Raw genomic sequence first — 26,451 nt, 5'->3', positions numbered from 1 at the left:
AGGAGAAGCAATGTCGGCCATATTGTCAGATGAAAAGCCTGTACCGCTCTATCGGTACAGGCTCGAACGCTCAACATCGTTCGCAGACGGCAAGACCGCAGCGGTAATAATGGTCAACCCATCAACCGCCGATGCAGTCGAGAACGACCATACGATCAGAAAGGTAATCACATTCGTCCAGATGGCAGGTGCGTCTCGTTTGATCGTCGGCAACAAGTTCGCTTTTCGTGCGAAGGATATTCGGGCATTACGCAGCGCAGTCGATCCGATCGGTCCTGACAATGACCGACATCTTGAGCAGATCATGCGAGATGCCGACCTACACATTGTCGCGTGGGGCCCACTCAACAAGCTGCCGAATGATCTGCGGCAGCGCTGGCGTGCTGTCGTTGAGATCGCTCGCCGAGTTGGCTGCCCTTTGCACGCCCTTGCAACAGCCCAGTGTGGCCATCCGCGCCACCCGCTGATGCTCGGATATGCATGCACCCTGTCGCCCTGGAACATGGAGTAGGCCCATGGACATCAAGGATACACTGGCTCAGCGCCAGGGCACGCACGGCGAGTTCGCCGACAACGCCGACATCATGCAGACCCTGAAGAACGCGGTGCGCGCCCGACCGGGCTGGGACAAGCTCGACGCCACCAAGCGCGAAGCGCTCGATATGATCCTGCACAAGGTCGGCCGGATCGTCACGGGCAACCCGGAGGAGCCCGACCATTGGCATGACATCGCCGGTTACGCCACGCTGGCGCGAGACCGGGTGAAGAAACCTGATCCGACAACCTACGTCAGCATCAAAGATATACCTGACGCAGATCTTGACCGGATGATCCGGCAGCTCGACCGATGATGGTGTTCCGCGGCGCGTTCCGCCCCCGGAAACCCGGTCCGAAACACGACCTGAAGAAGGCCCTGCCTGACGGTGTGCGTAAGGCCATCAACAAGCGCAAAGCCCACACTCCGGCGGTTACGCTGCCGAAGCTGAAGTGCCTGGAGCAGCAACCGAACAACACCGAGGCGTGACATGATCCTCCCCGCACAGGCCATCCGCCGACTGGCCCAGGCCGGCATGATCGAGCCCTTCACCGAGCGCGGCGTCGCGTTCGGCAGGAGCTACGGCCTGGGCCCCTGCACCTACGACGTGCGGCTGAAGCAGGACATCTGGCTCTGGCCGTTCTGGGGGCGCCTCGCCTCCACCATCGAGACCTTCGACATCCCGAACGACATCGTGGTCGAGGTGAAGGACAAGAGCAGCAACGCCAGGATCTTTGTTTTGGTGCAGAACACCCTGATCGATCCTGGTTTCAGTGGAGGGCTCACGCTCGAACTGACCCGGTTCTTGCCGTGGCCGGTGCGGCTGCGGGCCGGCATGCCGATAGCTCAGCTCAAGTTCTCGGAGCTGACGGAGGCGACCGAGATGCCGTACCGGGGCAAATACTATGGGCAATCCGCTGAGCCCGAGCCCGCCCGGTACGAAGCGGCGTAGGGCAGAGGGGGAAGAAGCCATGACGCGCGAAGAGGCCGAAAACATCTATTATCGCAGCCGAGGCACGGACCCGGATTTGATCCGTCGCCTCGACGCTTTGAACGATGCAGCGCCCCACAAGCGCAGCGCCGCCTATCAGAAATCGCGTGACGAATGCGAAGCCGCAATCGTGGCGCTGATGGAGCAGGCGGCGCCGGTTGAGGGGCAGAATGTGGGGCAACGGCGCTCCACATCGCCGCCCACATTGCCGAAGCGGCGACAGAGCGCGAAGGCCCGGCCGGCGGCATCCGTCTAGGCCGCGCAGAATGTGGGGCAAGGTGTGGGGTGGGGCCGTTTTCAGGCCCTCTGCGGCGCCCTGAAACGACGGCAGAGGGGGCAGGAGCCACACTGTGGCGCCCCGGCAACCACAAGTCTGTAGCGACCCTATATGACACGGATCATCAGGAGGTGCCGATGATCCGTGTCGTCGCGTTGTTCGGGGTCTGTGTCGCCCTCGCCGGGTGCAATGAGGACATCAAGGCTCAGAAAGCCTACGTGGCTTCCTCGGCAGCCTACAAGGACTGCCTCGCCGCCAACGGCCCGCAGGCGTGTGAGACGCAGCGGTTGGCGATGGAGAGCGACAGGCAGCTATTCAACAGCCTGTCGCGGGCGATCAAACCGTACTGACGCCCGTGAAGCTCGACATCGAGACCGTAATCTGGATCGTTGGCATCATGCTGATCCTCACGGGCGTCATCTACCAGCACTAACGGGTGTCGCCCCGGTTCGCCTTGATCGAGCGGATGCGGAGGTTCTTCCCATTCCCGCCGCCGTTGCGGATGGCGATCTTGTGATCCACGTCCTTGCCGGCGAGCTTTGCCTTGCCGTGCTTCGCCACCATCTCCTTGCGGGCCGCGTTACGCTGAGCCCGCTCTTTCATTTGCTTCGGCTGCGAATGGTATTCGCGGTAATGTTGCTTCTGCTGCGCGGGCGTGCGGTTGGTCATGTCCTGCTCCTGAAAGGCTATAGTGTTCCGCGGAACACTATAGTCGAGATGGTTACTTGTCTCCAGGCAGCTCGACCCTGGTCGGTTTGAACACGGCACGGTTGATCGCCATGAAGGCGTTCTCGATGCCGGTGCGGCCGATGGCGAGCCAGCGCCCGTCGATCTTGCTGTCGGCCGCCAGCTTGTCGAGCTGCCGCAATACCTGTTCCTCCAAGGCTTTGTTCTGGTTGACCAGCGTCACCCGGTCCTCGGTCTGGGACACATAGCCGGATACCGGCAATCCGTCGTGCTTCTTGTCTGTCATCAGCGCAATCCTTGTCTGGCATCGTTGTCCCGCATCCGGTCGAGACCCGGAATGCTGAGCTGCATCCGCTTATCTGCGGTGCGGTTGTACTGCATGATCTGGACCTTCACCTTGGCCCGCGACCCGGCAGACCCGGCGTTGAGGTACTTGTTGCGCAGCTCGTCGCGCTTGTCCTTGACCTTCGCCCGCTCCGCGATGATGTCGCCCTTGGCCTGCTGCTGGTCGGCAATCCGCGTCGGCTTGAAGCCCAGTGCCTGGATGCCGGCCTCCCCGAGCGACATCTTCTCGTCCAGATAGCCGTTGAGCGCCTTGGCAGTGTCGCCGAGCACCTTGACCGGCAGGATCTTCTGGGCGGCCTTCAGGTAATCGGCATCCTGGGCCGCCAGCACGCCCTCGCGCCAGTCACGCACGGTGCCCCCGGAGGCGCCGAAATACTGCTCGGCCACCCACTGGGAGATCTCGCTGGTCTTGTATTTGCGCGGCTCGCCGAAGGTCCACAGGTCGGCGGCCGACAGGCGGCCCGACAGGTCCACGCCGAGCGCACGGCCAACCGCGCCGTCCGTCACGAGGTCGGACCACGACTTGCCGATGCTCTCCTCCAGGGCACGCCGGATGCGCCGCTCCTGATCGCCCCAGCCGGCGCCGCCCAGCCCGAGCGCGGCCGAGAGCACGAAGCCGACCTTGATCAGCTCCAGCCCAGGAATGCCGAACGAGCCGGCCATCAGCGCATGCACGGCGACGAGGTTGCCGAACTGCTTCATCGCCACGCGGCGATCCGCTTTGCTCTCGCCCTTGAACGTCTGATAGATCATCGAGGCGTAGAGGTCGGTCATCGCCTGACCGTACTTCTTGAACTGGAGGAACGGGCGCAGAACCGGGTTCGAGAACGACGGCGGGGCGTTGAAGGCCGAGTAGTCGAACTGGGTCTTCTGCACCGTATCGAAGGCGTAGTCCCTGGCCTGCTCCTCCGTCTTCCCCTTGCGCCGGGCCAGCCGGTACGCCGCGACGGCCGTCCCAGCCCGGTTGACGGCCTCCACAGCGGCAGGAGCCTGCCGGAACACCCGGTCGGCCTTCGCCAGGGCCGTGCCCGCTACGCCCCTGCCCCCGGCGATTGCAGAGGCAAGCTCGAATGCAGCGCTATCACCAAGCGCGCCACGCTCCTGCACATCCTCCAGCATCCGGCCCAGCTCGGCGCCGTCCTTGGCCCCGGAGAGCCGCCTGCGCACCGAGCCCACCACGTCGGTGGTATCGAGCGCGGTGTCGCCCCAGCGCCGGGCGGCGGTGTAGGTGTTGGACACGCCCTCGCCATAGGTGCGCCACGCGCCGATGTCGCGCATCGCCCTGGTCAGCTCGGCCGCCGCGGTGACGTTGCCGTGGTCGCCGCCCAGGACCGGGAGCGTCGTCATCAGCGGCTGCGCCGCGTTGATGATCGAGTGCGCGGGTGAGGCCAGCTTGCCCAGCATGGTCACGGCGAACAGGTCACGCACGAACGCGGAGGGCTGGTTCAGACCCACGTCGTTGGCGTTCACCCGGTTTTCGATCTCGTCGTAGACCATCTTGCGGATCTGCGACTTGTCGTTGGCGAACGCCTTGGCCTGCTCTTCCATGGCCTGGAGATCGCTGCGGATGCCCGGCATGTAGTTGAGCTTGCCGAGGAAATTGCTCTCCGCGGTGGCGTAGCCCAGCATGTTGCGCGAGAAGTTCTCGCCGGCACCCTGCACGAGCTTGCGTGGCAGCGAGCGGTGCTGGATGCGGTTGCCGGACATCATGCGGGTAGCCGCCTGCCCGACAACCGTCTTCAGGATCTGCCGCTGGCCGGGGGTGAGATCGTCTCGCACCTCGACGCTGCGGACCAGGGTGGAGAGCTGCGAGTACGACAGGTCGCCCCGCTGCTCCATGCCCTCGCGGTGCTGCCAGTCCTCCACGGCGTGGAACGTGCCGTCCCTGCGGGCCTCACGGATGAACCGCTCGGCCTGGGTCCGGCTGTCGAACATATGCAGGCCCTTGGTCTGCACACTCACCCGGTAGGCCACGCGGCTGTCGGTATCGGCATCCGCCGCCTTGATCAGCTCGCCGGTCTTGGCATCGTAGTACCGCTTGGCGATCCGCGTCACGCTCAAGTCGGTCTTACGTGCGAATGCGTCGGCCGCCTTGCGGGCTTGCTTCTCCGTACCGGAGAACTCGACCACGCCCGGCTCCACTTCCGTGCCGCCCATGGTGTCGGCGATCACGTCGCGGGTGCGCACCACGTAGTCCCCCTGGCGCATCAAGGGGAAGTACATGCCCTTGATCGACTTGAACTCGGGTGCCGACTTCAGCGCATCGAACAGGGTGTTGTTCTTCAGCAGCTCCTTGTCCTCGTCGCCCAGTCGGCCGGCAAGGGTCTTGGTCACGAGATCGGCACGCGCTTGCCCGGTGATCTCCGGGGCGAGCTGGTCGAGGATGCCCTCCGCGAAGGCGCGTGCCTTCTCGTTCTGGGTCTCCCGATAGTACCGGGCGGCGCGGAGGAACTGATCCTGCTGCGCCTCCGGGAGCGCGGAGAACCGGCGCTGGAGGTCGGCATGCTGGGCCTTGCTCTGCCAAGCCGCGGCAATGTCGGACTTCTTCGGGTCCTGACCGTAGACGTGGCGGTTGGCGGCCTGCATCTGTTCCAGGGTCGGGGTGCCCTTGAGCAGGTTCAGGTTCGCCATGGTCACGTCGTTAGCCAGGATCGCGAACTCCTGGGCGACCTTGGGGTTGGACCGGCGCAGGTTCTCGTAGTCCTGCACATGCACGTCGGCGGCGCGGCGCTTGTCGGTGACGTAGTTCTGCCAGCGCTGGACCTTCTTCACGAGGTTGTCGAGGTGGCTCTTGCCCTCCCCGGCCGGGAACAGGTTGCTGTGCGCCTGCCGGAGCTGGTCCATGGTGCGCACGCGCAGCACCTTGGCGGTGACGAAGCCACGGGCAGCTCCGCGGCTGTCGGACAGGCCCTCACGGACGGCCTGGGCACCCAGCGCCGCCGGCATGGCGTTGACCGTCCGCGGGGTGGACGGCTGGTTGCTGGCGTTGCGCAGATCCGTGAGCACCGCCCCGATCCGCAGAGCGGCGTCGAGCGCGGTCGGCTGCACGGGCTTGAGCCCGAGGAATTTGCGCACACCGGAGATGAAGTGCGCCCAGACGTTGTTGAGCGGGAGCTGGCTGTAGGCCCGGCTCGACGGCACGGTAGCCAGGAGATCCTGAAAGCTGCGCGACGACATCGCCTCGGACACGAACTCGTGCTCGTTGGTCATGCCGTAGTGCTCGGACGCGGACGGGCCGAGATGGTCACGCACCTCATCCATCAGCCCGCGGATCATGCGCTTGGCTGCGGGGTTGCGCTCGATGGTCTGCATGAAGGCGGCGTGCAGGCCCTCGTGGATCATCAGGTGCGACAGGGCCGCCTCGCTGATGTCGTCTTCGCGCAACACGATCTGGTGCGTAGCCGGGTCGTAGTAACCCATCACCTCATCGGGGAACCCGCCCTTGCCGGCGATGTCCTCCACCAGAGCCCGCATGCCGTCCTTCGACACGACGTGGACCGGCACATCCGGGATGATTTGCTTCAGACGGCGTGCGATGAACGGGTTGATCTGCCCGGAAACACCGCCGGCAGAGGCGTTGTCGAGCTGCCCCAGGTAGTCCCCTAGCCCGTCTTATTCATCACGACGGTGGATCTGGGGTGGCGAGCGTAGCGTAAGGCATTGATGTAGCTTAGGGATTGGGTGCTGACGCCAAGCCTTCAACGCGCACCGAGCCTGCCACGCCCGCCATGTCCGATCCTACGTGTCTGCCGTTCGCGTTTCCATCCGTGCGAGGCAAGAAGCTCACAGCTGCCTTCGACGGCGGGCGCCTGACCTCGGACGGCGGCGTCCTGTTGCTCGCCCAGGCCGCCCAGCGATTGGGCATTGCCGAGAAGCTCGCGACCGTGATCACGGATCGACGCGATCCGAGCCGGGTCGTGCACCCGCTGCCCGAGATCCTGCTGGCCCGCATCCTGGCGATTGCCTGCGGGTATGAGGATGCCGACGACCTCGACCATCTGCGCGCCGACCCCGCCTTCAAGCTCGCCTGCGGACGCCTGCCCGAGAGCGGCGCGGACCTGATGAGCCAGCCCACCGTCTCGCGGATGGAGAACACCCCCGGCCTGCGCGACCTGATCCGGCTCGGGCGAGTGCTGGTCGACGTGTACTGCGCCAGCTACGTCGTACCGCCCGCCGCGGTCACCCTGGACATCGACGACACCTGCGACGTGGTGCACGGCCAGCAGCAGCTGTCGCTGTTCAACGCCCACCACGACGCGCGCTGCTTTCTGCCGATCCACGTCTACGATACCGCCACCAGCCGTCCCGTCGCGATGATCCTGCGGTCGGGTAAGACACCCTCGGGTCGCGAGGTCCGGGGCCATCTGCGCCGGCTCGTCCGGGCGATCCGCCGTCACTGGCCGACGACCGCGATTACCATCCGCGGCGACGGCCACTACGGGCGGCCCGAAGCGATGGACTGGTGCGAGGACAACAGCGTCAGCTACGTCTTCGGCTTGACCGGCACAAAGGCGCTCGCGGCCAAGGTCGAGCCGACCGCCGACCACATCCGGGTGGTGCGGGCCCTCGGCGACAAGGATGCGGTGCGCGGCTTTGCCGAGACCACCCACGCCGCCAAGTCCTGGCGGCAGCAGCGCCGCGTCGCCGCCCGCATCGAGGCGACCCGCCTCGGCCTCGACATCCGCTTCGTGGTCACGAACATCGCCACCGGTACGCCGGAATGGCTCTACGCCGAACTCTACTGCGCCCGCGGCCAGGCCGAGAACCTGATCAAGCTGCACAAGGGCCAGCTCGCTTCCGACCGCACCTCCTGCCGGCACCCGGCCGCCAACCAGATGCGACTCGTCCTGCACACCGCGGCCTACTGGCTGATGCTCACCGTGCGAGACGCCATCCCGGCGGCCCATCGCCTCGCCAGGGCCGAGTTCGCGACGATCCGCCTCCGGCTGCTCAAGCTCGGCGCTCGGATCCGCGAGACCGCTGCCCGCGTCCGCCTCGCCTTCGCCGCGGCGTGTCCGGAAGCCGACCTGCTACGCCACCTTGCGACCGCGCTCGTCCCAGCCCCCGCTTGAACGGCGGGGCCGAGACGCCCCGACGAACCCGCTCCTATCCCTCAAGCACCGACGCAACGTTCCGAATCCATACGCGTCACAGTGGACGCGCGATCCCGCGCGCCATCAGCCCAAAACACGGCGTCAGCCAAGCCCCGGTGAATAAGACGGGCTAGGCGGCCGGACGACAGGATCGGCGTCTGCGCGCCCGTGCGAGGCGACACCAGCATCTCGCCCGTGCCCTGGATCTCGGGCTCATCGCCGAGCAGGCTGGCGATCTTGCGAGCGTTGGCCTCTGCCTCGGCGTCCAGCTCGGCGCGCTTGGCCCGTAGCGGCATGAGGGCCGGGACAGTTTGCCGGGCCGCCAGGGTCCGCGCGATCTCCTTCGGGGAGGGCATGGTCGAGTGGATGCGCTCCCGACCCATGGGCTCGCCCTGGTCGTTGACGGCCTGCACACGCACAGTGCGCTGATCCGGGTCGAACGCGATCACGCGGTCGCGGCCACCGCCATAGGACGGCACATCCTCGCCGGGCTTGAAGAACTCAGCGAGATCAGCCTTGGACTTCGCGATGGCTGCGCGCGTAGCTGCTGCTTTGGATTGCGGCTTGGCGGGTGCCGACGAAGTTGTTCCCGGAACAACCGCCGGACCCTTCGGCCCGGCCTTGGCCCAGTCACGGAACTGCTCGGGCGACATCTCAACGATGGAGCCGATGCGCTGTGCGCCCTTTCCATCCGAGAAGCCGGCCTTGTAGGTCCGCCGCGCCTCTTCAAGCGAGCGGAAGCCGACCATGGCCTTGTGCTCATCGAACGACCCGTCGAGGTTGTTCTGGTTCACGACGTAGACCGGGCCGTCCTCACCGGCCTTCGGGCCGAGATAGACATCGACGTGATCGCCATCGACGCCCTTGGTGCCACGCAGGTAGCCATAGTCGGCAGGCATCTTGACCGACCACTCGCGCCCGTCCGCGTCGGTGCCCGAGCGGGTCGAGCCCTTGGCGTTCTCGACAGACACGTCGAAGCCCAGGGCCCTGGTGTGGCCCATCGGATAGTTGCCGGCTTCCTTCTGCGCCTGGGTCGGCTGAGCCTTGGCAGCGGCCTTCCGCTCGGCGACCTGACGGGCACGCGCGGCGGCTCGGCTCTCGACCTTCTGGAACTGACCGGCGCGGTTCTGGCCGATTACGCCGGTTGTTCCGGGAACAACTTCTGCTGCGGGCTCACGAGCGGGTGCAGGAGCAGGTTCTGCAAGAAGAACCTGCTCGCCTCCATTCGATCCTGGCTCTGTCGTCTCTGATGCCGGCTCGACAACGGCACCCTCTGCTTCGTAGGCTTCAGATGCGTCCGCTCCTTCGCGAACGTCCTGCGATGCCCGCGGCGTCTCATCGTAGCTCGGCCCCCTCTTGAGTGCGTCCTGGTTGACCTTGCGGTTGGTGCGGATCTCCTCCCCCGCGCCGTGACGCAACAAGAAGTCGTCCGTGATGAACTGCTGGATCTGGTCCTGCGTGGAGCCCGCCTGGGCTACCTCGGAAGCCGTCTTCAGGTGGACGAGATGCGCGTCGTCCGTGGCTCCGGTGGTGCCGACGCCGGCAGCCCTCGCTTTCGCTACGAGATCGGCCGCGTAGGCGCGAACCGCCTTGGGCGCACCCCGCAGGGCGAGCGACGGCATCGGGTTGTCACGCACGAGCTGCGCCGCCGTATGGCCGTCCGCGATGCGCTTCTCCTGCGCACGGCGGTCACGCGCCTCGTTGTCGGTCTCGCGCCGGGCCACACCTTCCTGCACGCGGGCCTGGGTGCTGTCGTGCAGCGCCTGTCGAGCTGCCGCGTACTTCTCACGCGCAGCCTTGGCCGCGGGCCCCTGTCCCGTCCGACGCTGGCCGAGCGCATCCACGACATCACGGGCCCACTGCGGGGCCTCGTCACCCTTGGCCTTGATCGTGGCCTCGGCGAGCTTCTTGACGCGGGCACGGTCAGACTGCTTCGTCCAGTCAGCCGGATTGGTGGACAGGGCGACGGCATCGCCCTCCCCCTTCGCAATCCGCTGCACCTCGGTGCGCGAGATCCGCTTGTCCTCGCGAGGCGTGGTCGGCTGGGGCGCCTCGTTCACCGGACGCAGGACACGCGGGCCAGCCTCGATCCGATCGAGGATCGGCGGGCGCGGCTCGTCGGGCACCGGGGGGAGCGTCGAGGGCTCCAGATTGTCCAGATCGATGGTCGAGGCAACCTGCGGTTTCGCGGTTGCCGCTTCCGTGGCCTGGGGAGGCGCTACAGCGGCCTCGGGTTCCGGGGCGGTGGCAGGTGCCGGCTGGGGCTCCGGCGCCGCCTCCGGGGCAGCCTGGGCAGCCTGCTGGGGCTCCGGGGCTGTGGGCTCGGCTACGGGCGCAGATGCCGGCTGGGGCTCCGGCGCCGCCTCCGGGGCAGCCTGGGCAGCCTGCTGGGGCTCCGGGGCTGTGGGCTCGGCTACGGGCGCAGATGCCGGCTGGCCGGGCTCGGCATCCGGGTCGGCCTCGAACTCGTCCTGGGGCACGAAGTCGGAAGTGTTCCGCGGAACATCATCGGACTTGACCGCAGCCGCGATGGCCGGATCGACCGTGGGCTGGCGCAGCTTATCCAGCTCGCCAATGGCCGCGTCCACGTTGTCGAGTGCGGCGCGGGCTCGGCTGCCCGTCGTGTCGCCGGCCGCAGCAGCCGTAGCCGCGTCGATCACAGGGGCACGCGCAGGCTCGGCCGGGGCAGCGTCCGGCACCCGATCTTCGCCGGCTGCACTGGTCGCCTCACGCCCACCGATGCCGGTGACGCCACCGACCGCGCCGCCCAGCAGGCCACCAACGACGCCACCCTGGACGGTCTGCTCCAGGATCTTGCGCCAGTCGAACCCGTGCATGGTGCCGGCGTCGTTCTGGCCCTGCTGGGTCAGGCCCTCCTGCATGGCGTTCTGACCGGCCTCGGTCACGCCTTCCTCGACCAGACCTTTCTTGGCGCCCTTCAGGATGCCCTCACCCGCCTCGCCGACAGCACGGCGTGCGGCGAGCGCAGAGGCTCCGAACTGCTCGGCGATGGCCCCGACCGCTCCGGCGAGCAGCGGTTTGTTGCCGGCAGCGGCTTCCACCAACACCTTGCGAGCCACGGTGTCGCTGTAGCCGTCGTCACGAAGCTGGCGATACACGCCGGAGTTCGACCGGAGGTAGTCCTCCTTGGCGTCCATGATCGACTTCTCGATGTCGTCATAGACTTGGCCCGCCATCATGGAGGCGTTGACCGCTCCCGAGGTGGCGGTGCCGGCAGCCGCTGCCGCTCCGGCGCTGAGCGCGCCACGGGCGACACCGGCCACGAGCCCGCCGGGGATGATGCTGGCGAGCAGCGAGGGCGAGGCGTTGGCCAGCTTCAGGCCGAGCGAGTTGGCGATGGACACGTCCGGCGACCAGATCGACTTGTCGCCGCCCGGCAGGAAACCGGCGTTGAGCGCGTCACGCGCCGCCGGGGTCATGGCCTCCACCTGGGCCTTGGCGCCCTCGTCGGCGAACTTCCGGGTCCGCTTCAGGCCGCTATCATTGTCCGTGTCGAGCACATAGTCCGCGCCCGCCGCAGCGGAACCGAGCACCCCGTAGGCGCCCGCCGCTGCGGCCCTCCCGTAATCCCCGACCGATGTACCGGGCTCAGCATCGAGTGGCTGCCGGTAGTCCTTGGATACCGGCAGCGTATCGAGATCGATCGTGGTGGGCATCGCAATCCTACGGAATATTCACATCGCGCCCGAAAGCAGCGCCGCGACCCTGTTCTCTCACTATCTTGCGCATCATGGCAAGAGGTACAGTGTCGTCGGTCTTGTTGTACTGCTTTTGCACACGGGCATACATAGTGTCGCCCATCTCTTCTTTCAGCCTCTGATATTCAGCCGCCTTGTCCCGCGACCGCCGAGCCGGTGCCGCGTTCTGCCGAACCTGACGACGGTCGGCCGACGCGCGGAGATCGTCCAGCTCGTTCGGCGTGTACTCGCTCTCCGCGTCCGGCTTCATCGGGTTGGGTGCCGTCGAGGTGGCGGGGGCCGGCGGCTTGTTGCGCTGGCGCAGTCGAGCGAGCGCCGCGATGGCCTGTGGCGGCATGTAGACCGGATCGGACCCGTTGATGCTGTAGGCACCGTTGTCCAGCACCTCGATCTTGCCGGTCTTCACCGCCAGCTTGGCGATGTCGGCCGCACGCTTCGCAGTGAGCGCGTTGTCGCCCCGGAGGATGCCAGTGACGGCCGTGCCGTAGTCGGCAGCGTCCGTCTCCTGGGCATCGCTGAGCGTCGCCCCTTCCTTCACGCCCAGGATGCTCGGGACGACCTGATCGACCTTGGTGCCGATGTCGTCGCTGAACCCCGTGTCGCGCTTCTGGAACTCGATGGACGCCCGCTGATGCGGGAGCTGAGCCTGGAGTTGAGCCTTCTTCTCCGGGTCTTGCTCGCGATCCACGGCACGCTGGAACTTCACGAACTGCTGGTCGAGGCCGGCGGCCTTACGCTCATCCTCGGTGCCACCACCCGCACGGCCCCCTGCCCCGCGCCCGGCCGGACGCGCGATCCGTTCAAGCTGCGGCACGTAGGCGGCCCGGCCGGTGTCGCCCGCCGCCCAGTCACGGCCCGCCCTGATGGCGTCATTGAGCGCCTTCTGCGCCGCCTGGACCTTGGGCGTATCGTCGGGATCGGCCTGCATCTGCTCGGCCAGGGCGTCGCGGGCGTTCTCCACCGCGGCGGCGTGACCGGCGTACTCCTGCTGATCCTGGCCCTTCTTGTCCTGCGCCTGTTCGCGGCGCTGGTAGTACGCCTGCCGGCTCTCGTCCTTTGCCTGGGCGCGCTCCTGACTTGTCTGGGCGCGCGTCTGCGCGTCCCGCTGCACCAGCTCCTGGATGGCGCGAGCCCGCACGGCCGGCGACATCTTCTTGAGGGCGTCCTGGGCCTCGGGTGAGAGCTTCGACACCACATCCTGGTTGCCGCCGCCCGCATCGAGATACGCGCCGTACTGCTTCTCGTCCTGGGCCCTGCGCTTCTCGGCGAGCTTCTGAGCAGCCGTCATCGAGCCCGCGCGAGCGTTCTGCATCTGCTGAAGCCACTCGCTGCCGTTCTTCATGCCGGTGGCGAGGTATAGGAGTTGGTTCGTCGTAGCCTGCCCACGCTCCGTCAGGTCGCCGTCCTCATCCACGATGCGGTAATCGACCGTGCCGTTCGGCCCGATCTTGTCCACGTACATGGATGACCCATCCGGGATCTGGTTGTGCGCAGTCGTGATGTCCTTCACCGCGCCCTGGACATCGCCGGCACGCAGCTTCTGTTCGGCCTGGGCACCCGCGTACTGAACCGCCTGCCGGGTGTAGAGCAGGATGCTCTCGGAATACTTCTTGGCTTTGTCGGGCTCGCCACGCTTCAGGAAGAAATCGTAGCCCGCCTTGAGGCGCGCGATGGCCTTGGCGTCCGACGCGAGGCGGTTGTCGGGATCGATGGTCTGGTCGATCTGCCGGATGTCCTCCGGCGTCGCAGCGCCCTCGTTGGCGTGGTAGCGCTGCACCTGGGCTGCACGGTCGCTGCGGGCGTCCGGCAGGGCGCTGCTCTGCCCGTCCAGCCCGAACGTCCTGGCGATGGACGACATGCCAGCATCCAGGGCTTCGTGCAGCCCCGGCAAGCGGTGGTAGTCCGGCTCGCTATCGGAAGTGTTCCGCGGAACATCTTGGGTCGGGTCGGAAGCTTGACGGGACGGGATCGCTGACGCGGCCGGACCATCGTCGGGCGGCATCTGCATGACCGGCAGCACGGCACCGCCATCGGCGAACGCCTGGGTCATCTGCGGGGCGGCCATCATGCTCCCGATGCCTGTGTTGTAGGACGGCATCGGGAGCGCGGCCTGCGGTGTCTCCGCATCGTCGGTTCCGTCGTTCGATGCTGTCCGCATGCGACCCGTCACGGCCCCGGTCGCATGCGGAGCAGCCGGAGCAGCCGGAGCCGAGGCCACACGACCGCCTGCGCCGCCTACGACCGCCTTGGCGTAGTCGGATGTCTTCATGTGCCCATCGCTGAGCCCGAGTGCGGTGGCGGTCGCCAGCGGACGGCCTGAGTGCCACACGGACGCGGCGTCGGCCGGGTTGCCGTACTTCTTGATCTGTTTGCTGAACTCGCCCTTGAACACCGTGTCCTGTGCAACCGGATCTTTCAGAAACTCATCCGGCGTCATCCGGCGGCCGACGTACTTCTCGGTCCACTCCGGGATATTCTTGCCCATGACCTGATAAAAGCCATAGGCGCGGTCGCCCTTGTACGACCCTTTCTGGATCACGGGGCCTTTGGCGTTGTAGTTGTGGCCGCTCTCCACCTTGCCAAGAGAAGCGGCATAGGGGGCCATCTCACCCATGTCCGTGGCGAAGGTCGGGAGCTTGCCGAAGCCGCTTCTCGACGACTTGGCACCATCCGACGCCTCGTCGCCCCCCTTGTAGAGGTAGGGCTTCACGTTGCCGCGGCCGGCGATGGCAGCCTCTGCCTTGTCGCCCTCCGCTGCTGCCTGCTGGCGCAGCTTCTCATCGGCGGCGGCCTTGGCCTCCCACTCGCTCGGCGTCGCAAGCTTGTAGCCCGAGCTGAAGCCCGAGACGAAATCCTTCAGCTCCTGACCCATGCCCATGTCGATTACCTCATCACATCAAGAGCGCCGGTCGTGTTGACCTGCGGGCGCTGAATGGGGAGTGCCTGGACGCGCGGCTTGGCACCGGCCTTCTGCCGCTCCTCGCCGGACTTGGCGATGAGCTGCTGGAGATGCTTCTCGCCGACCCAGCGCACGGTATCGGCCGGCAGGACGAACTCGCCCGCGTTGAGGCGGGCCGGCACGTCGTCGGTCTGCGCGCCGCCGGAGGGCGACATCTCGCGGGTCACGCGAATGCCGGCGTGCATCTCGTCGTCGGTCGGCACTGCACCGCCGTCCTCGAACAGCCCGGCGATGGCGGTGCCAATCCTGCCGCCGCTGTCGTAGGACTTCAGGCCATAGCCCGCCACGGTGCCGAGCAGCGAGCCGAGCCCCGAGCTGGACGCTTGATTGGCTTTGTACTCGTCCAGCTTGTTCTGGTAGGCGGCGTTCGTCGTGCTCGCAGCACCCGCCAGCGAGGAGTTGGCGATCTGCGTGTACTGCGGCGCGGTGCCCATGGTGTTGGCACCGGAGGCCGTGGTGGCGAGATCGTTGCTCACCGCGGACTGCCCCGCCTGGAGAGCCAGGCCCTGCTCCTGAAGCCCGCGTGCCGCCGTCTGCTGCCCCTGCCCGATGGCCTGCCCCAGCATCTGCTGGCCCGTGAGCACGTCCTGCCGGCGCGAGGTGTTCATGGCGCTGGCGCGGGCTGCGGCCTCCTGGGTGCGGGTGCTCAGATCCAGCGCCTGGGCACGGGTCTGGGTCGGGTCGATACCATAGGCTTCAAGCTGCCGCTGGGCGTTGGCGCGAGCCACGTCGAACTGCTGGCTGACATCGCCGGCAGCCGCTGCCGCCCGGTCGTTGACCTTCGCCGGATCGGCGTAGCTCTGAGCGGTCTGGAGGAACTGATCCTCTGCCGGGACATAGGTCGTGTCATAGCGCGCCCGGTCGGCCGCCGCGTTGTTGCTCAGCGTGCCCTGCGTATCGAGCGCCGCTTTGACCACCTTGTCGGTGTTCGCACGGTCGGCAGCATACTGGTTCTGGGCCCAGGCATACCGCTCGTTCGCCATGTTCTGCGAGTTCATCGCTGCCTGAGACTGCGCAGCGATGATCGGCGCGTAGTTAGGAGCCGCAGGTGCCTTCTGTTTGCCCATGATTAACTCCGCGGCTTCGTATTGTTCGGGCGACAATGTTGAGGAAACGGCAATCGGCCTTATACATCGACCGTATTACCATGTCACCTTCAGGATAAACATCAGTCAGTACAGCTTCGTCCTTGAAACCGAGACTGGCGTTGAAGCGCAAGGCTTCAGTGTTGGATGCTCGGATCGAGGTGAACACCTTGCGCAAGCCGAGCTGGTTGAACGGGAAGTCGAAAGCCACCCATAGGAGGTCGCGGTTGAGCCACCCGCGGCGCACGCCTGCGACGTGCATCTGCAACGACGACTGTGTGGCATTCGAGTAGACCACACCACCAACAAACGACCCGTCCACGAAGCGTGCGATGCAGCTCTCCCCCTCGGGGTTGAACACGGCACCGCCGGCCAGGGCCATGATCCGCCGACCGGCGTTGAGCGCATGCTCATCGCCAATGTGAATGCGGTCCAGGGTCATCGGTGGCGCTCGATCACATTAAGGATCAAAGGCCCTTGTGCCTCACCATTGATCATCTTGACACGATATGTGTTGAGGCCGGGGGTGGGTGTGTCACGATACATAATGTGTGTTAGGGAGAAGTAGATCTGCGCATCATCTGAGGTTCGAACAGTAAAGAACTGCACACGTGTGTTACGAAGCAGCGTCACTGAGCCATCAGGGTTCGTTCGCTCAAGGCTAAGTAACTTCGTGCCTGCCGAAACCGGATAGCCTTTATCGGGTTGCCCATCGAACTGGGCATAAATATCCATCTGCGCAAACTTGCGTGTCGTGATCTGTGCTTCCAGTTGCTGGGCGTTCGCCTGATCATTCGTGACCAGTACACTGTTGGTGACGCCTGCGACCTCTAGCTGATCGCCCAGGACTTCGACTGGCACATTGAACCGGAACACGCCCTGGAAATAGCTGAACACCTGGGTCGGACCCTTGGCCTGCCCATTGTTCAACGTCGGGTCGTAGAGCTGAAACTTCTCCGCGGTAAAATTGATAACCGACGTGCTAGATCCATCTGGATTCCTCTTGGCGAGGACTTCAAACCCCGATGTGGCATTGCCAGCCGTGAGCACGAGCTTGTAGGAGGCATAGTACCCTTCGGGCCCGGCAGTCGCGATGAACTTCAGCTTGCCGCCTGCCGTGATGCCGTTGGCTTTCGCCTGCACCTCATCAATGATGCGCGCGGTGGATTGCCCATCGACCGTGAACTGCTCTTGGATCCGGTTGAGCTTCGTGTTCGCTTCGGCGAGCTGATCCACTACGCTCGGGGTGTTCGTATTGCGCTGCCCCGTCAGGGTCTGCACGACCTGCCGCATGGCCTGAAGTGTCTGGAGCAGCGCCGCAGGATCGGCAGTCGGCTCCGGGATAGTCGGGAAAGTGAATTTCTTGTCGGCCATCAGTTTCGCTTCAGATCATCGACCGTCTGGGCGACAGTCAGGCGGTGCAGCATGGTTGCACATGAAATCTCGATTTGGTGGATGCCGTCTTTCGTAGAACTCGGCATGCGCCTGATCTTGCGGTCGGTCAGGTCGCCCTCGAACCGCAGCGCCCCGTCTTCACCCATGATCTTGACATGAACGTTTGCCGCATAGGCCGTGTCGAAGTACGCCTGCACGACGCCCATATTGATCGGCACAGGCGTCTGGAACTGCTTCGACCGCCACGTCAGCGTCTTGTACTGCGTATCCGAGGGCATCCACTCGTATAGGGTGCTGCCTTTGATGATCCACGGCTTACCCGAGAGGTGATCGACCCCAACCTTCAGCGCATCGGCCACGTCGTCGTATCCAATCACGCAGCCGCTCGCGATGCCGAAGCCCGACACTCTGCCCTCGCTCGGCCGGTAGACGATCCCGATATAACCACCATACGCAAACGTCGCCGCGATGCGCGCAGGCGGATAGTCTGTGGCCCACTTGTAGCGGCCGATGATCTCATTGGTGACGAGCTTTGCGCCACCAGAGAGCGAGTACATCGCCAGCCCGTCCGTGGTTGCCCAGTAGACGCCCTCCGGCGCCACGACGATGCTCTGCTTGGCATAGCACGGCATGGGGCTGTCGCTGGAGCTGAGCGCCATGGTGGCCCCAGTGCTACCAGTCAGGGCGGACGGGTTGCTCGTGGTACAGACCACACAGGTATTGCCGATGACAGCCAGCCCGATGATGTCGTGCGGCACCGTCAGCGTGTAGTCGGCAGGCCAGCTCCAGGGCTGAAAGTTGTCGCTGAAATACAGGTTGTTGTCTTTGAACCCGACCATGATGCCGTTGGGCATCAGGGCGATGCCCTGCATGTCGTCGGGCGGCACATCACTGTTCGTGGTCGCCAGGATGGTGGTGCCCGAAACGATGGTGTTGGGCACGGTGTCCACATAGGAGCCCGTGCCGACCGGCAGATCCGTGACGAAGTTGAACACCGTCGAGCCGGAGGCCGCGGTGCTGGTCCGGTAGACCCGGATATTGATGATCGTCGCTCGCGACGGGTCGCCGTCAGGTTGTGGGATGTTAGAGAGCGTCCACTTGGCGTCGGTCGGGCCCGTGCCCTCGGTCGTGGGGCTGGGGCCGCTCTCCTCGCCGTAGATGTTGATGAACGTCACGAGGTAGGCACGGGTCTCGATGGGGCTGGAGAAATCGCCCTTGTCGTCGTTGTCATCGATCACGCCGTCATAGTTCGTGTCCTGCTGCGGATCACGCGCGGCGTTCGTGCTATCGACGGTAAGCGTCGGTGTACCGGTCGGGCGGCCGACACCCACCTTCAGTGGGGCGTTTCCGGCGATGATGTCGTCGCGCGTCGTGAGCTGAAGCCCGAATGCGGGGCTGCATGCGTAGTACCGCTTGAACGCGTCGTTGACGGTCGGCCCGCGCACCACGTCGGTGTTCGGGTCAGAGTGCTGCCACCAGACCCCCTTGGTGATGTCGGCAGCATCCGCGTCATCCAGAACGATGCGATAGACGTAGCGTGTCGCGGCATTGAGCGCGCGGATCACACGCGGTTGGCGGATCGGTTCGAGCGCACCGCTGCCCAGGCGCTGGTTGATCGACAACGCAGCAGCGTTATCAGGCAACTGGCGGACATCCTGAATAGGAAGCCCGCCAGTGAAGTCTTTCAAAAGGAGGCCGACCAACGTCGTGTTCCTTCTAGTAGAGTTGTTCCGGGAACAACTTACTCGGACGAGGGGCCATCGCCGACTGCACGCTGCGCGGCCGGCGGGCGACCACGGCGGCGCTTGGGCTGCTCGGGCTCACCGACGCCGGCCATCAGGTCGGCCGCGGTCGGCTCGTCCACATGCGCGGCCTGACCGTTCTCGGCCTGACGCTCGACACCGAACTCCCCGCCCGTGGCCGCCTCGGCATTCTCGCCGCCCTCGTTGGCCTCACCGTCGCCGATGGGATTGCCCCACTCGTCGTGCGTGGCCACGGCCGCATCCTCGGTGTGACCCTGATAGACGCCGGCCGCCGCATAGTTGTCGGCCTCGGCGCGATCCCGCACCTCCTTCTCGGCGTTCACCTGGGCCGCCTCGGCTTGTTCCGCGGAACCTTCGGGGGTGCCGGCGATGCCACTCGCCGGGGTAAGGCCGGCGGCCTTGGCCTGCTCGGTACGCTGCCGCACGAGATCCGCGGCCATGCTGACGACGGCCGGGTGCGCCGGGGCGTGACGGCCGTGGGTGTCCTCGTGGGCGTCCTGGATCTCCTTTTCCAAGTTCGCCTTTGCATTGATCGCCTGCTGCTCCTGGGCTTTCTCAGCGGTCTCCTGGCGGGCCTGGGCGCGAGCAGCAGCCAGCTCCTCGGCTTCCAGGCGGGCAGCCTCACGGGCCCGCTCCTGGGCCTTGGCATTGTACACCTGCTGCTCCTCAGCCATGCCGACAGCCTTCTGGCCGGCATGGCGCTCGGCCGCGAGCTTGTCGCGCATCTTCTTGGAGAGGTGAGCGTGTTCGTGGTCATGCAGACCGTCGATGGACTTCATGTCAAGAACTCCTGTGTGGTATCAACTTCGTATTACCACCTTCGAGCACGCGGTCCAACTTGCCCTCCAGTTTAGAGACCGCATCAAGGATGGTTTTCTGGTTCTGAAGGACACGAACTTCGATCTTATCGATGTCGTCTACCTTCATATAGTTCTCGAGGAGGTATTGACGATCCTCGCCACGCTGGTCACGGAGCAGGTTTATCGCACCTTGAAGCGCGGCTATCTTCTGATCAACTTCTCGGAAGCGCTGATCGACATCGAGGATGCGCTTTTCGAGTTTGCTTTCCAGTTCCTTGAACTGATCGTGCCGCTCGTCCTTGGCCTCCTTGAGCATCTTCTCCAGCTTGCCGACATCTGCTTTGATGCCGGCAAGTGATTTTGTTGATGCAGCGTCGGTCTCACCGCGCTTGTAGATCCACGAGACGACACCAATCAGCGTGCCGGAAAGCCCGAACAGCGACGTGACGATGGTCAGCCATACCTGCGCGGTCTCCACGGTATGCCTTTCTTGTTCCGGGGAACATTATTTGGCGGGCTGAGCCACGCCGGGAAGCGCGCCGGGCACGCCCTGGACACGCTCGACGGTACGCTGGATACCGAGGCCCAGGATGCCGGTGAGCACCACCATCAGATCCTCGACCTTCAGCACGGGCGCCGGCGGGATCGCAGCGCCGATCATCACCCCGGCGAGGTTGGTGGCCCAGGTCAGGATCGGTGCCAGCACGAACTGGTAGCCGAACCCGGCTGCGCAGATCCAGCCGACCGAGGGCCGCCAGCGCGCCGAGAACCGGTCGTTGCCGGTGGCCTCCGCGAGGTTGACCTGGGTCTGTGCCTTGGCGACTTCCATGGTGGCGTTGATCACAGCCACTTCACGCGCTGCGAGCGCCTGCTCTACCTGGGCCTGTGCCTCGGCCTTGGCGTTCGGATCGGGTACGAGGCGATCCACGAGGATCTTGGCCGTGTCGGCGATAGACGGCATGGCCGCACTGATGGCCGGGCCGATGCCCCCGGTCACAGCACCCCCGATGATGCTCCCGATGAAATTACCGGCTCCGCTGGCCATGTCAGGCGTCCTTCTGGGTGATGGGGAACGCGGTACGAAGCCGATCTGCGATCCGCTGGAAAATGTTGCGAGTGTCCACGACGGCGACGCCGGGAGATGTTGTAGGCGGGCTTGGCGTCGGGGCAGCCGGCGTGGGGGGCAAATCCAGCTTGGGCCCGATCACGATTGGCGCCGGGTTGGGGGTGTTCACAGCCACGTTGCCGAGCGCCACATCGAGGCTGTTGGTGGCGAATGCGTTGCGCAGCATCGCCTCCACGGCCTCGGGCTTCACCAGGGCCTTGTTGAGGCCGTCGCCGGCATAGTAGCTCTGCCCGCGGACGATCTGGCGGCTGGCACCCTTGCACGGAGCCAGGACTGGGAACGACGCCCACTCCTGGGCGATGGCGAGGCCGAACGCGGTCAGCGTCATCTTCCCGGCCATGAACTTGTCGTAGCCCCGGCGCTTCAGGAGCTGCAACGCCAGCCGGTCCTGAAGGTCGGGCGTGAACAGGTCGGTGCCCATCAGGACCAGGGTCTTGCGAAGATCCTGGAGCGTCGCGGTCATGAACTGGTAGCGCCCACATGCAGATGAGCCGAACAGCTTCGTGCGGCGCGGGCCATCCGCTATCACCGCATCGAGCGTCATGCTGGTCAGCGGTTTGGGCATCTGCGCCATCTTGTTGGCGTAGACGGTATCGTAGCCCTTCGGTGCCTCGTAACTGGCGATGTCGTTCAACATCAGCGCAGCCGCAGGCGGGATAGTGCGGTCCATCGGTTCCACCGTTATGATGTGAAGGCGAGCACGCCGTTGTTGAGCCAAGGCTGTCCCGCACCATCGGGCAGGTCAGTTGGGAGCGAGGCCGCCATGCCTTGGAGCAGGACGGCGACCTGGGCCGGGTTGAGCTGGTTCTGGTTCACGGCATTCGCCGCCGCGATGGCCGCCGCGTTGTCGGCGGGCGTGCTCGGGGTGAACACAAGCACGCCATTGTCGAGCCAGGGCTGACCGGCGCCATCCGGCGGCGAGGTCGGGAGCATCCCCATGGTGGCAGCCAGCAGCGACTTGAGCGCGAGCGGGATGGGAAGCGGGAGCTGCACGCCGACCAGCGCAACCGCTGTGGCAGCAGACAAGGCGGCTTCGGTCGCTGAACCACGGGCGGCCGTCTGGGACATTGACGCCGCAATTGCCGAGCCGGTCGCCGAGAGGGCCGACGCATTGGCGGCAGCGGCCTTCGTGATGGCCGTCTGTGCGGACTGCGCCGCGGCCCCCTCGCTGTCCAGGAGCTGCTGCAACGTGAAGTCCGGCATCGCCGGACCGGGATCCCAGATCGGCGGCTGCACACCGGGCCGGGTACGCTTGATGTAGAGGCGCACCGGCTGCTCATCGAGAGCCAGGTATGTGAACTCGGGGAGCGCGTTCTGGAAGTTGCCTAAGCCCGTCTTGGGGCCCGAGGCGTCCCACTTGAACACCATCCCCAGATCGACCAACCGAGAGTATTCGACAATGTAGCCGGGGGTCAGCGCCGCTGCGCTGTCAATCGCCCGCTGGCGATAACCGATACCTGCGCTCATGCGAACCTCGGAAATCGCCAACGTTGCCGGGTCGGCAGCCCTCCATCACGATCCGTCAGCGGAGCAGCATTGAGTTCTCTGCTGTAGATCTGTGTGTGGTACTGACCAAGTGAGGTATTACTATAGGGTTTCGCGGTTTGCAACATCATGACACCGAGCACGCCATGTAGAAGCAAGGTGTATTTGCTGGCGAATATGTCGCCCGGCATCCACAGTGCAGGATTTTCGAGATCGACATCAAGCGACGGTGCGAGCGCCATCGTCAGGTACAGAAAATCGGCCGGGTCGAGCGCCGAGATATCGACACTGATCGCGACCTTCTCATTCGAGTAGTCGATTGCCTGCCGCTCGATGCCGGCGTGCTGGGCATTGAGCATCATCACGACCCGTGCCCCCGGCTGGGACACCGGGAAAACCTGCTTCCCAGGCTGGAGGCGGAACGGCACGACTTCTGTCCAGATGCGACCGCGCTGACACGCATCCTGAAGCACGTCGAACAGGGCGAGCCGCGTCTGACTGTCCTTAGCCCCTGGCAGGCGCGAGCGGATCGATCCGAGCAGTCGGGCGCTGGGATCGATGCTGGGCGCCTCTGCGGCGTCCGCGCGGGCGTAGGCCAACAGGGTATCGTACTGGTCCTTGTTGACCCTGGCGAGGTCGAGATCGGACCAGGGACGCTTCGACATCGCGTAGAGGCGCGCGAGTGTCCCGGCGATCACCAGGGTATGGTTCTTTAGCCACTGGTCGTCGGTGAGCCAGTCCGTGAAGTCCGACAGTGGGTCGGTCGGCGGGTCCGTGTTCAGCGACAGCCGGCACACCTCGCTCACGGTCTCGAACAGTGCGAGCTTCACGATGCGGTCGGTGGCACCCGTAACCTGGGCGCGCAGCAGACGATAAGTGTTGTCGGTCAGCGCGCTCATACGCTACCCCCGGTGAGCTTCGCGGCAAACAGGTTGCGGAAGGCAGTCGAGCGGGAGGCGTTGGCAGCCTCATCGTCGGTCAGCTCGCAGTACGCGACGAGGTAGTCGAGCAGGGCCGAGCGGTACTGGCGGTCGATCACCTGGAGGTCGATGCCCGGTCCGATCACGGTATCCAGACCGTCAGGGTCGTCTATGAACAGATCCGGCCGCAGGCGGCGCATGTCATCGACGCCCTGCTGAAGCCCCTCCAGCATCGTGGCATCGTCGTATCGAAAAGGCGCGAGCCCGTCGTTGAGGTTGATCCTGGCGAGGCGGATGTAGTCGGCGGTTATATCGAGAGCCATGGCACCCTCCCCTACGCACGAGGGCCACCACCCCGAAGGGTGGTGGCCCAACTGTTCCGCGGAACAGTTACTGGGTGACGACGCCCTGCACGAGGCACGTCCCATCCAGCACCTTGAACCCGTAGACGTTGAGCCCACGGATGATGTCACCGAACGTGCTTTCCGAGCGGATGGTCTCCATCTCGGTGATTTGCGAGGCGAACGTGGTGGCGTGGCGGTGGCCAGCGAACACCGGGAACTCACCGGCCGCGAGCTGACCGGCGGCCGTGGCGCTCGTGGGCAGCAGGTTCGAGATGTAGATCGTGAACCGGTCGATCATCCCGAGCTTGCCGTTGCGCAGCGTGGACACGCTGTCGCCCGACAGACCGGCGTTCCGCAGATCGGACTGCTTGATGTAGGAACCGAACCACGACGGCGCTACGATCCAGCGGCCCTCCTCCGGGATGTTCTGCTCGTCCAGCACCTGCCCGAGGCGGCAGATGTACTCGATCACGTCCACTTCGCCAACGCCGGGGTTGCGCGCGGCGAGGTTCACCGGAGCACCGGTCGCTCCGAGGTTCAGCGAATGCGAAATCGCGCCAGCCACGGCACCGCGGTTGTTCACGTTCGCCTGACCAAGCAGGTAGAGCAGCATGTCACGGTCGATGGTAAGCTTCATCTGCTGGGACGCGTCATCCGTCCACATGCCGATGACATCGATGTCCATCTGCTTCTTCATCACGTCATCGAGGATGGCGGCGAAGTATTTACCCTTGTCGATGAGCAGGCTGACGGTCGGAGCGGACGGACGCTCGAACTCCAGCGGCTGGTCGGCCGAGTAGTTCTTGATGGTCAGGGTCGGCCGGGTGCGGATGATCAGCTTGTCGCCGGCCCCGGTGATCTCGCCCTCGTAGTCCGTGTTGCTGATCGCAGCGAGCACGGTCGAGGCGTAGAACTTCTCCAGGAGCTTCGCCGACCAGATCTCCGGGATGAACGTACCGGAATAGGGCGGGTTCGGGGAGACAGCGTTGAGGCCGTAGGGGGTGTTGGAAACCGGGTACGCCATGATGCCCTCTCAGAGGTGCCGGGGTTGAACCGGCACCTCCTGTTCCGCGGAACAACTAAGGGCCGGCGACTACTTGCTGAGGTCGAGGGTTCCATCGCGATAGGCTTGATCAAGATCAGCTTCGCGCTGCTTGATCTCGGCTGTCGTCATACGAAGACGGCCGAGTGCCTTGTCGTTGTGGAACCTGGTATAGTCGGAGAGTGTGAAACGACGCCCGTCCCCCTGATCGCTCGTGCGACCTGGGTCCGCGACCGTCTTGCCCTTGCCCGGCGCCGCGAATTGATCGAGAGACTTGGGAGCCGACGCTCTACCTTGTCCCTGACCTTTCTGGCCCTCTGGCGAGGCTCCGTCCTTCTCGGACAGATACCGCTTGAAGAAGAACGCGACGCGCCCGGCTTCATTGCGGCTGTATGCCTGCTGTAGCAAGGTGGAATACGAAAGTCCAGAGGCTTCGTCAGTCTTCAGCAGCCAGTCTTTGAAGAATGCCGGGTCTTTGTTGATTTCCTCCCAATTCGGCACTTCCTTGTCGAGAGCCTTGTGCATTTCCTCGCGGTTCTTCGACTGCTCGAACTGGTCGCGCTGCTCAGTCTTACCCTGGAGCTGTTCGATTTTGGCCAGCAGCGGCTTCTGTGCAGCCTTGACGGCGCGGTCGATGATACCAGCGACATCACCCCAGTCCTCGCGCTCCTCCTCGGAGAGCACGCTGGCGATGTCGAACTCCTTGGGCTCCTCCGTATTCGCTGGCTTACTGCCGCCCTGCGCACGGATCTGCTCCTCCAGCCCGCTCACGGCCATACGGAGCTGATCGATCTCCTGCCGCTGGGTGCGGTTTGCCTCGCGCAGCGGCTCGAACTGGCCCTGGAGCGAGCGGTAACGCTGCTCCCAGTCCTCGGGCTTGCCGTCCTGACGCTGTTCGACCCGCTGGGGCTCAGCGGAGGTCGTGAGTGGCGCCTGCTGCTCGCCCTGGCGCTCGCCACCCTCCTGGCGCTCGCCGCCCTCCTGGGCCGGCTCAGCGGCCTGATCAGGCGCCCTGCCCTCACGCATGTTCTTCAAGGCCACGTCGGCAGCCGCGGAACGTGCGCGCAGATGCTTCGGCACCACGCTCATATCCAGGCTTTCGGGGCCCGTTGCTTCGATAACGGCCATTGTCGATCCCTCGGTTTACCGTGTGCGCTTTGCGATAGTGGCGGCTCTGGCCAACTGCTCATCCGCAGTTATCAAGTTAAGGCAGAGCTGCTGCATAGCAACGGCCCTGCCCTGGGCATGCAAAATGCTGCTTGGCTCCGCGGAAAGCAAGTTCTCGTTATCGATTTCTGCTGAAGCAGACAGCGAATGCAAAAAAGTGCCCCACTCATGTGGGGCAATCTTCTTCAACCTCTGGGCGGACTCCAGCAGAGCGTGGTGGATCTCGGCGCTTCTCGTCATTTTCTCGGCTTCTTCGTGGTTGGCTTCTTGCCCTTCCCGACGCCGAAGTCGATGACGCCGGTCTGACCGAAGCTGATCCTCGGTTGCGACTTGTCCTTGGCCCTAGACCCGGAGGTCGCCCCCACGGTCGAGACCGACCGGGAGGCGACAACCTTCGTGGTGCGGGGGCGCCGCACTACAGCGTGTTGCCGCTGTCGTCCTGGCCGGCGCCCTTACGACCCTTCGGGCCGGTCGAGCTGCCACTACCACCACCTCGCTGCGTACGGCCCGTGGGGGAGGCGCCGACCGACTGATTACCGATGCTGGCCTTGCCGCCCGGCTTGGCCGCGAACCGGCTGTCACCGCCCATCTTCTTGACCCCGGTTACGCCGGGCGCTTGGGCCCCGGTACGGGCAGTGTGACCGACCGGGGCTTTGCTACCGCGAGGAACATTGACACCGGCACGCACGCCCATGGACTTGTTCTTCATGGTCTTCAT

General features: G+C 65.1%; 27 protein-coding genes. 8 read left to right on the top strand and 19 right to left on the bottom strand.

Annotated features, from left to right (window positions below):
* Positions 1-10 precede the first annotated feature (10 nt).
* The 6 genes from PQI07_RS22620 (at position 11) to PQI07_RS22595 (ending at position 2,153) form a co-directional block, all read left to right on the top strand.
* A complete protein-coding gene (locus PQI07_RS22620) occupies positions 11-511 on the top strand; it encodes a DUF1643 domain-containing protein (RefSeq protein ID WP_274927449.1) in 501 nt (166 codons plus the stop codon).
* A gap of 4 nt (positions 512-515) precedes the next feature.
* Complete coding sequence (locus tag PQI07_RS22615) at positions 516-851, top strand: DUF6378 domain-containing protein (protein ID WP_274927448.1); 336 nt, start codon at positions 516-518, stop codon at positions 849-851.
* Positions 848-1,024 carry a hypothetical protein gene (locus PQI07_RS22610; RefSeq protein WP_274927447.1) on the top strand — a complete coding sequence of 59 codons (177 nt, stop codon included), beginning with the start codon at positions 848-850 and terminating at the stop codon, positions 1,022-1,024. Before PQI07_RS22615 ends, PQI07_RS22610 begins: the two co-directional genes overlap by 4 nt.
* A 1-nt stretch (position 1,025) precedes the next feature.
* Positions 1,026-1,487 (top strand): dCTP deaminase, encoded by a 462-nt coding sequence (locus PQI07_RS22605; protein WP_274927446.1) that lies wholly within the window; start codon positions 1,026-1,028, stop codon positions 1,485-1,487.
* 19 nt (positions 1,488-1,506) lie between these two features.
* The gene (locus PQI07_RS22600) at positions 1,507-1,782 is read left to right on the top strand and encodes a hypothetical protein (RefSeq protein ID WP_274927445.1); all 276 of its coding nucleotides are present in this window, start codon (positions 1,507-1,509) and stop codon (positions 1,780-1,782) included.
* A gap of 158 nt (positions 1,783-1,940) precedes the next feature.
* Positions 1,941-2,153, top strand: coding sequence for a hypothetical protein (locus PQI07_RS22595; protein WP_274927444.1), 213 nt, complete (start codon positions 1,941-1,943; stop codon positions 2,151-2,153).
* 79 nt (positions 2,154-2,232) lie between these two features.
* Here PQI07_RS22595 and PQI07_RS22590 read toward each other — a convergent pair whose 3' ends face one another.
* Genes PQI07_RS22590 through PQI07_RS22580 form a run of 3 tightly spaced genes read right to left on the bottom strand, consistent with a single transcriptional unit; the run spans position 2,233 to position 6,324 of the window.
* Positions 2,233-2,472, bottom strand: a complete 240-nt coding sequence (locus tag PQI07_RS22590) for an HNH endonuclease (protein ID WP_274927443.1) — start codon at positions 2,470-2,472, stop codon at positions 2,233-2,235.
* Between the two features lie 52 nt (positions 2,473-2,524).
* The gene (locus PQI07_RS22585; protein WP_274927442.1) at positions 2,525-2,776 is read right to left on the bottom strand and encodes an Acb2/Tad1 domain-containing protein; all 252 of its coding nucleotides are present in this window, start codon (positions 2,774-2,776) and stop codon (positions 2,525-2,527) included.
* Entirely contained in the window at positions 2,776-6,324 is a 3,549-nt protein-coding gene (locus PQI07_RS22580) for a PLxRFG domain-containing protein (protein ID WP_274927441.1), read from the bottom strand. The genes PQI07_RS22585 and PQI07_RS22580 overlap by 1 nt, the downstream gene beginning before the upstream one ends.
* A 239-nt stretch (positions 6,325-6,563) precedes the next feature.
* On the opposite strand from PQI07_RS22580, the gene PQI07_RS22575 reads away from it, so the two are divergent.
* Positions 6,564-7,907, top strand: a complete 1,344-nt coding sequence (locus PQI07_RS22575; protein ID WP_274926133.1) for an IS1380 family transposase — start codon at positions 6,564-6,566, stop codon at positions 7,905-7,907.
* A 41-nt stretch (positions 7,908-7,948) separates the two neighbouring features.
* Here the strand turns inward: PQI07_RS22575 and PQI07_RS22570 are convergent, their stop codons facing one another.
* The 15 genes from PQI07_RS22570 to PQI07_RS22500 form a co-directional block, all read right to left on the bottom strand.
* Positions 7,949-11,605 carry a hypothetical protein gene (locus PQI07_RS22570; protein ID WP_274927440.1) on the bottom strand — a complete coding sequence of 1,219 codons (3,657 nt, stop codon included), beginning with the start codon at positions 11,603-11,605 and terminating at the stop codon, positions 7,949-7,951.
* A gap of 7 nt (positions 11,606-11,612) precedes the next feature.
* Positions 11,613-14,525, bottom strand: a complete 2,913-nt coding sequence (locus PQI07_RS22565) for a hypothetical protein (RefSeq protein ID WP_274927439.1) — start codon at positions 14,523-14,525, stop codon at positions 11,613-11,615.
* Between the two features lie 5 nt (positions 14,526-14,530).
* Positions 14,531-15,673, bottom strand: a complete 1,143-nt coding sequence (locus tag PQI07_RS22560) for a hypothetical protein (RefSeq protein WP_274927438.1) — start codon at positions 15,671-15,673, stop codon at positions 14,531-14,533.
* A complete protein-coding gene (locus PQI07_RS22555; RefSeq protein ID WP_274927437.1) occupies positions 15,642-16,133 on the bottom strand; it encodes a GNAT family protein in 492 nt (163 codons plus the stop codon). Before PQI07_RS22555 ends, PQI07_RS22560 begins: the two co-directional genes overlap by 32 nt.
* Complete coding sequence (locus PQI07_RS22550; protein WP_274927436.1) at positions 16,130-17,065, bottom strand: hypothetical protein; 936 nt, start codon at positions 17,063-17,065, stop codon at positions 16,130-16,132. Before PQI07_RS22550 ends, PQI07_RS22555 begins: the two co-directional genes overlap by 4 nt.
* Positions 17,065-18,789, bottom strand: coding sequence for a hypothetical protein (locus PQI07_RS22545; RefSeq protein ID WP_274927435.1), 1,725 nt, complete (start codon positions 18,787-18,789; stop codon positions 17,065-17,067). The genes PQI07_RS22550 and PQI07_RS22545 overlap by 1 nt, the downstream gene beginning before the upstream one ends.
* Before the next feature lie 38 nt (positions 18,790-18,827).
* Positions 18,828-19,628 carry a hypothetical protein gene (locus PQI07_RS22540; protein ID WP_274927434.1) on the bottom strand — a complete coding sequence of 267 codons (801 nt, stop codon included), beginning with the start codon at positions 19,626-19,628 and terminating at the stop codon, positions 18,828-18,830.
* 1 nt (position 19,629) lies between these two features.
* Positions 19,630-20,127, bottom strand: coding sequence for a hypothetical protein (locus PQI07_RS22535; RefSeq protein ID WP_274927433.1), 498 nt, complete (start codon positions 20,125-20,127; stop codon positions 19,630-19,632).
* 27 nt (positions 20,128-20,154) lie between these two features.
* Positions 20,155-20,694 carry a 3TM-type holin gene (locus PQI07_RS22530; protein ID WP_274927432.1) on the bottom strand — a complete coding sequence of 180 codons (540 nt, stop codon included), beginning with the start codon at positions 20,692-20,694 and terminating at the stop codon, positions 20,155-20,157.
* 1 nt (position 20,695) lies between these two features.
* A complete protein-coding gene (locus PQI07_RS22525) occupies positions 20,696-21,445 on the bottom strand; it encodes a lysozyme family protein (protein ID WP_274927431.1) in 750 nt (249 codons plus the stop codon).
* Between the two features lie 11 nt (positions 21,446-21,456).
* Positions 21,457-22,242 carry a hypothetical protein gene (locus PQI07_RS22520; RefSeq protein ID WP_274927430.1) on the bottom strand — a complete coding sequence of 262 codons (786 nt, stop codon included), beginning with the start codon at positions 22,240-22,242 and terminating at the stop codon, positions 21,457-21,459.
* Positions 22,239-23,159, bottom strand: coding sequence for a hypothetical protein (locus PQI07_RS22515; RefSeq protein ID WP_274927429.1), 921 nt, complete (start codon positions 23,157-23,159; stop codon positions 22,239-22,241). The genes PQI07_RS22520 and PQI07_RS22515 overlap by 4 nt, the downstream gene beginning before the upstream one ends.
* Entirely contained in the window at positions 23,156-23,503 is a 348-nt protein-coding gene (locus tag PQI07_RS22510) for a hypothetical protein (protein ID WP_274927428.1), read from the bottom strand. Before PQI07_RS22510 ends, PQI07_RS22515 begins: the two co-directional genes overlap by 4 nt.
* Before the next feature lie 67 nt (positions 23,504-23,570).
* Entirely contained in the window at positions 23,571-24,548 is a 978-nt protein-coding gene (locus tag PQI07_RS22505; protein WP_274927427.1) for a phage major capsid protein, read from the bottom strand.
* A gap of 69 nt (positions 24,549-24,617) precedes the next feature.
* Positions 24,618-25,694, bottom strand: a complete 1,077-nt coding sequence (locus PQI07_RS22500) for a hypothetical protein (protein WP_274927426.1) — start codon at positions 25,692-25,694, stop codon at positions 24,618-24,620.
* Positions 25,695-25,901: 207 nt separating this feature from the next.
* Between PQI07_RS22500 and PQI07_RS22495 the strand changes: the two genes are divergently transcribed.
* Entirely contained in the window at positions 25,902-26,039 is a 138-nt protein-coding gene (locus PQI07_RS22495) for a hypothetical protein (RefSeq protein ID WP_274927425.1), read from the top strand.
* 109 nt (positions 26,040-26,148) lie between these two features.
* Here PQI07_RS22495 and PQI07_RS22490 read toward each other — a convergent pair whose 3' ends face one another.
* On the bottom strand, positions 26,149-26,451 hold the full coding sequence (locus PQI07_RS22490) for a hypothetical protein (protein ID WP_274927424.1): 303 nt from the start codon (positions 26,449-26,451) through the stop codon (positions 26,149-26,151).

This window comes from Methylobacterium sp. 092160098-2, from assembly GCF_028920805.1.
Lineage (GTDB): Bacteria > Pseudomonadota > Alphaproteobacteria > Rhizobiales > Beijerinckiaceae > Methylobacterium > Methylobacterium fujisawaense.
Note: the sequence above shows the minus strand (reverse complement) of the source record. Positions and strands in the feature narration are given on the sequence as shown.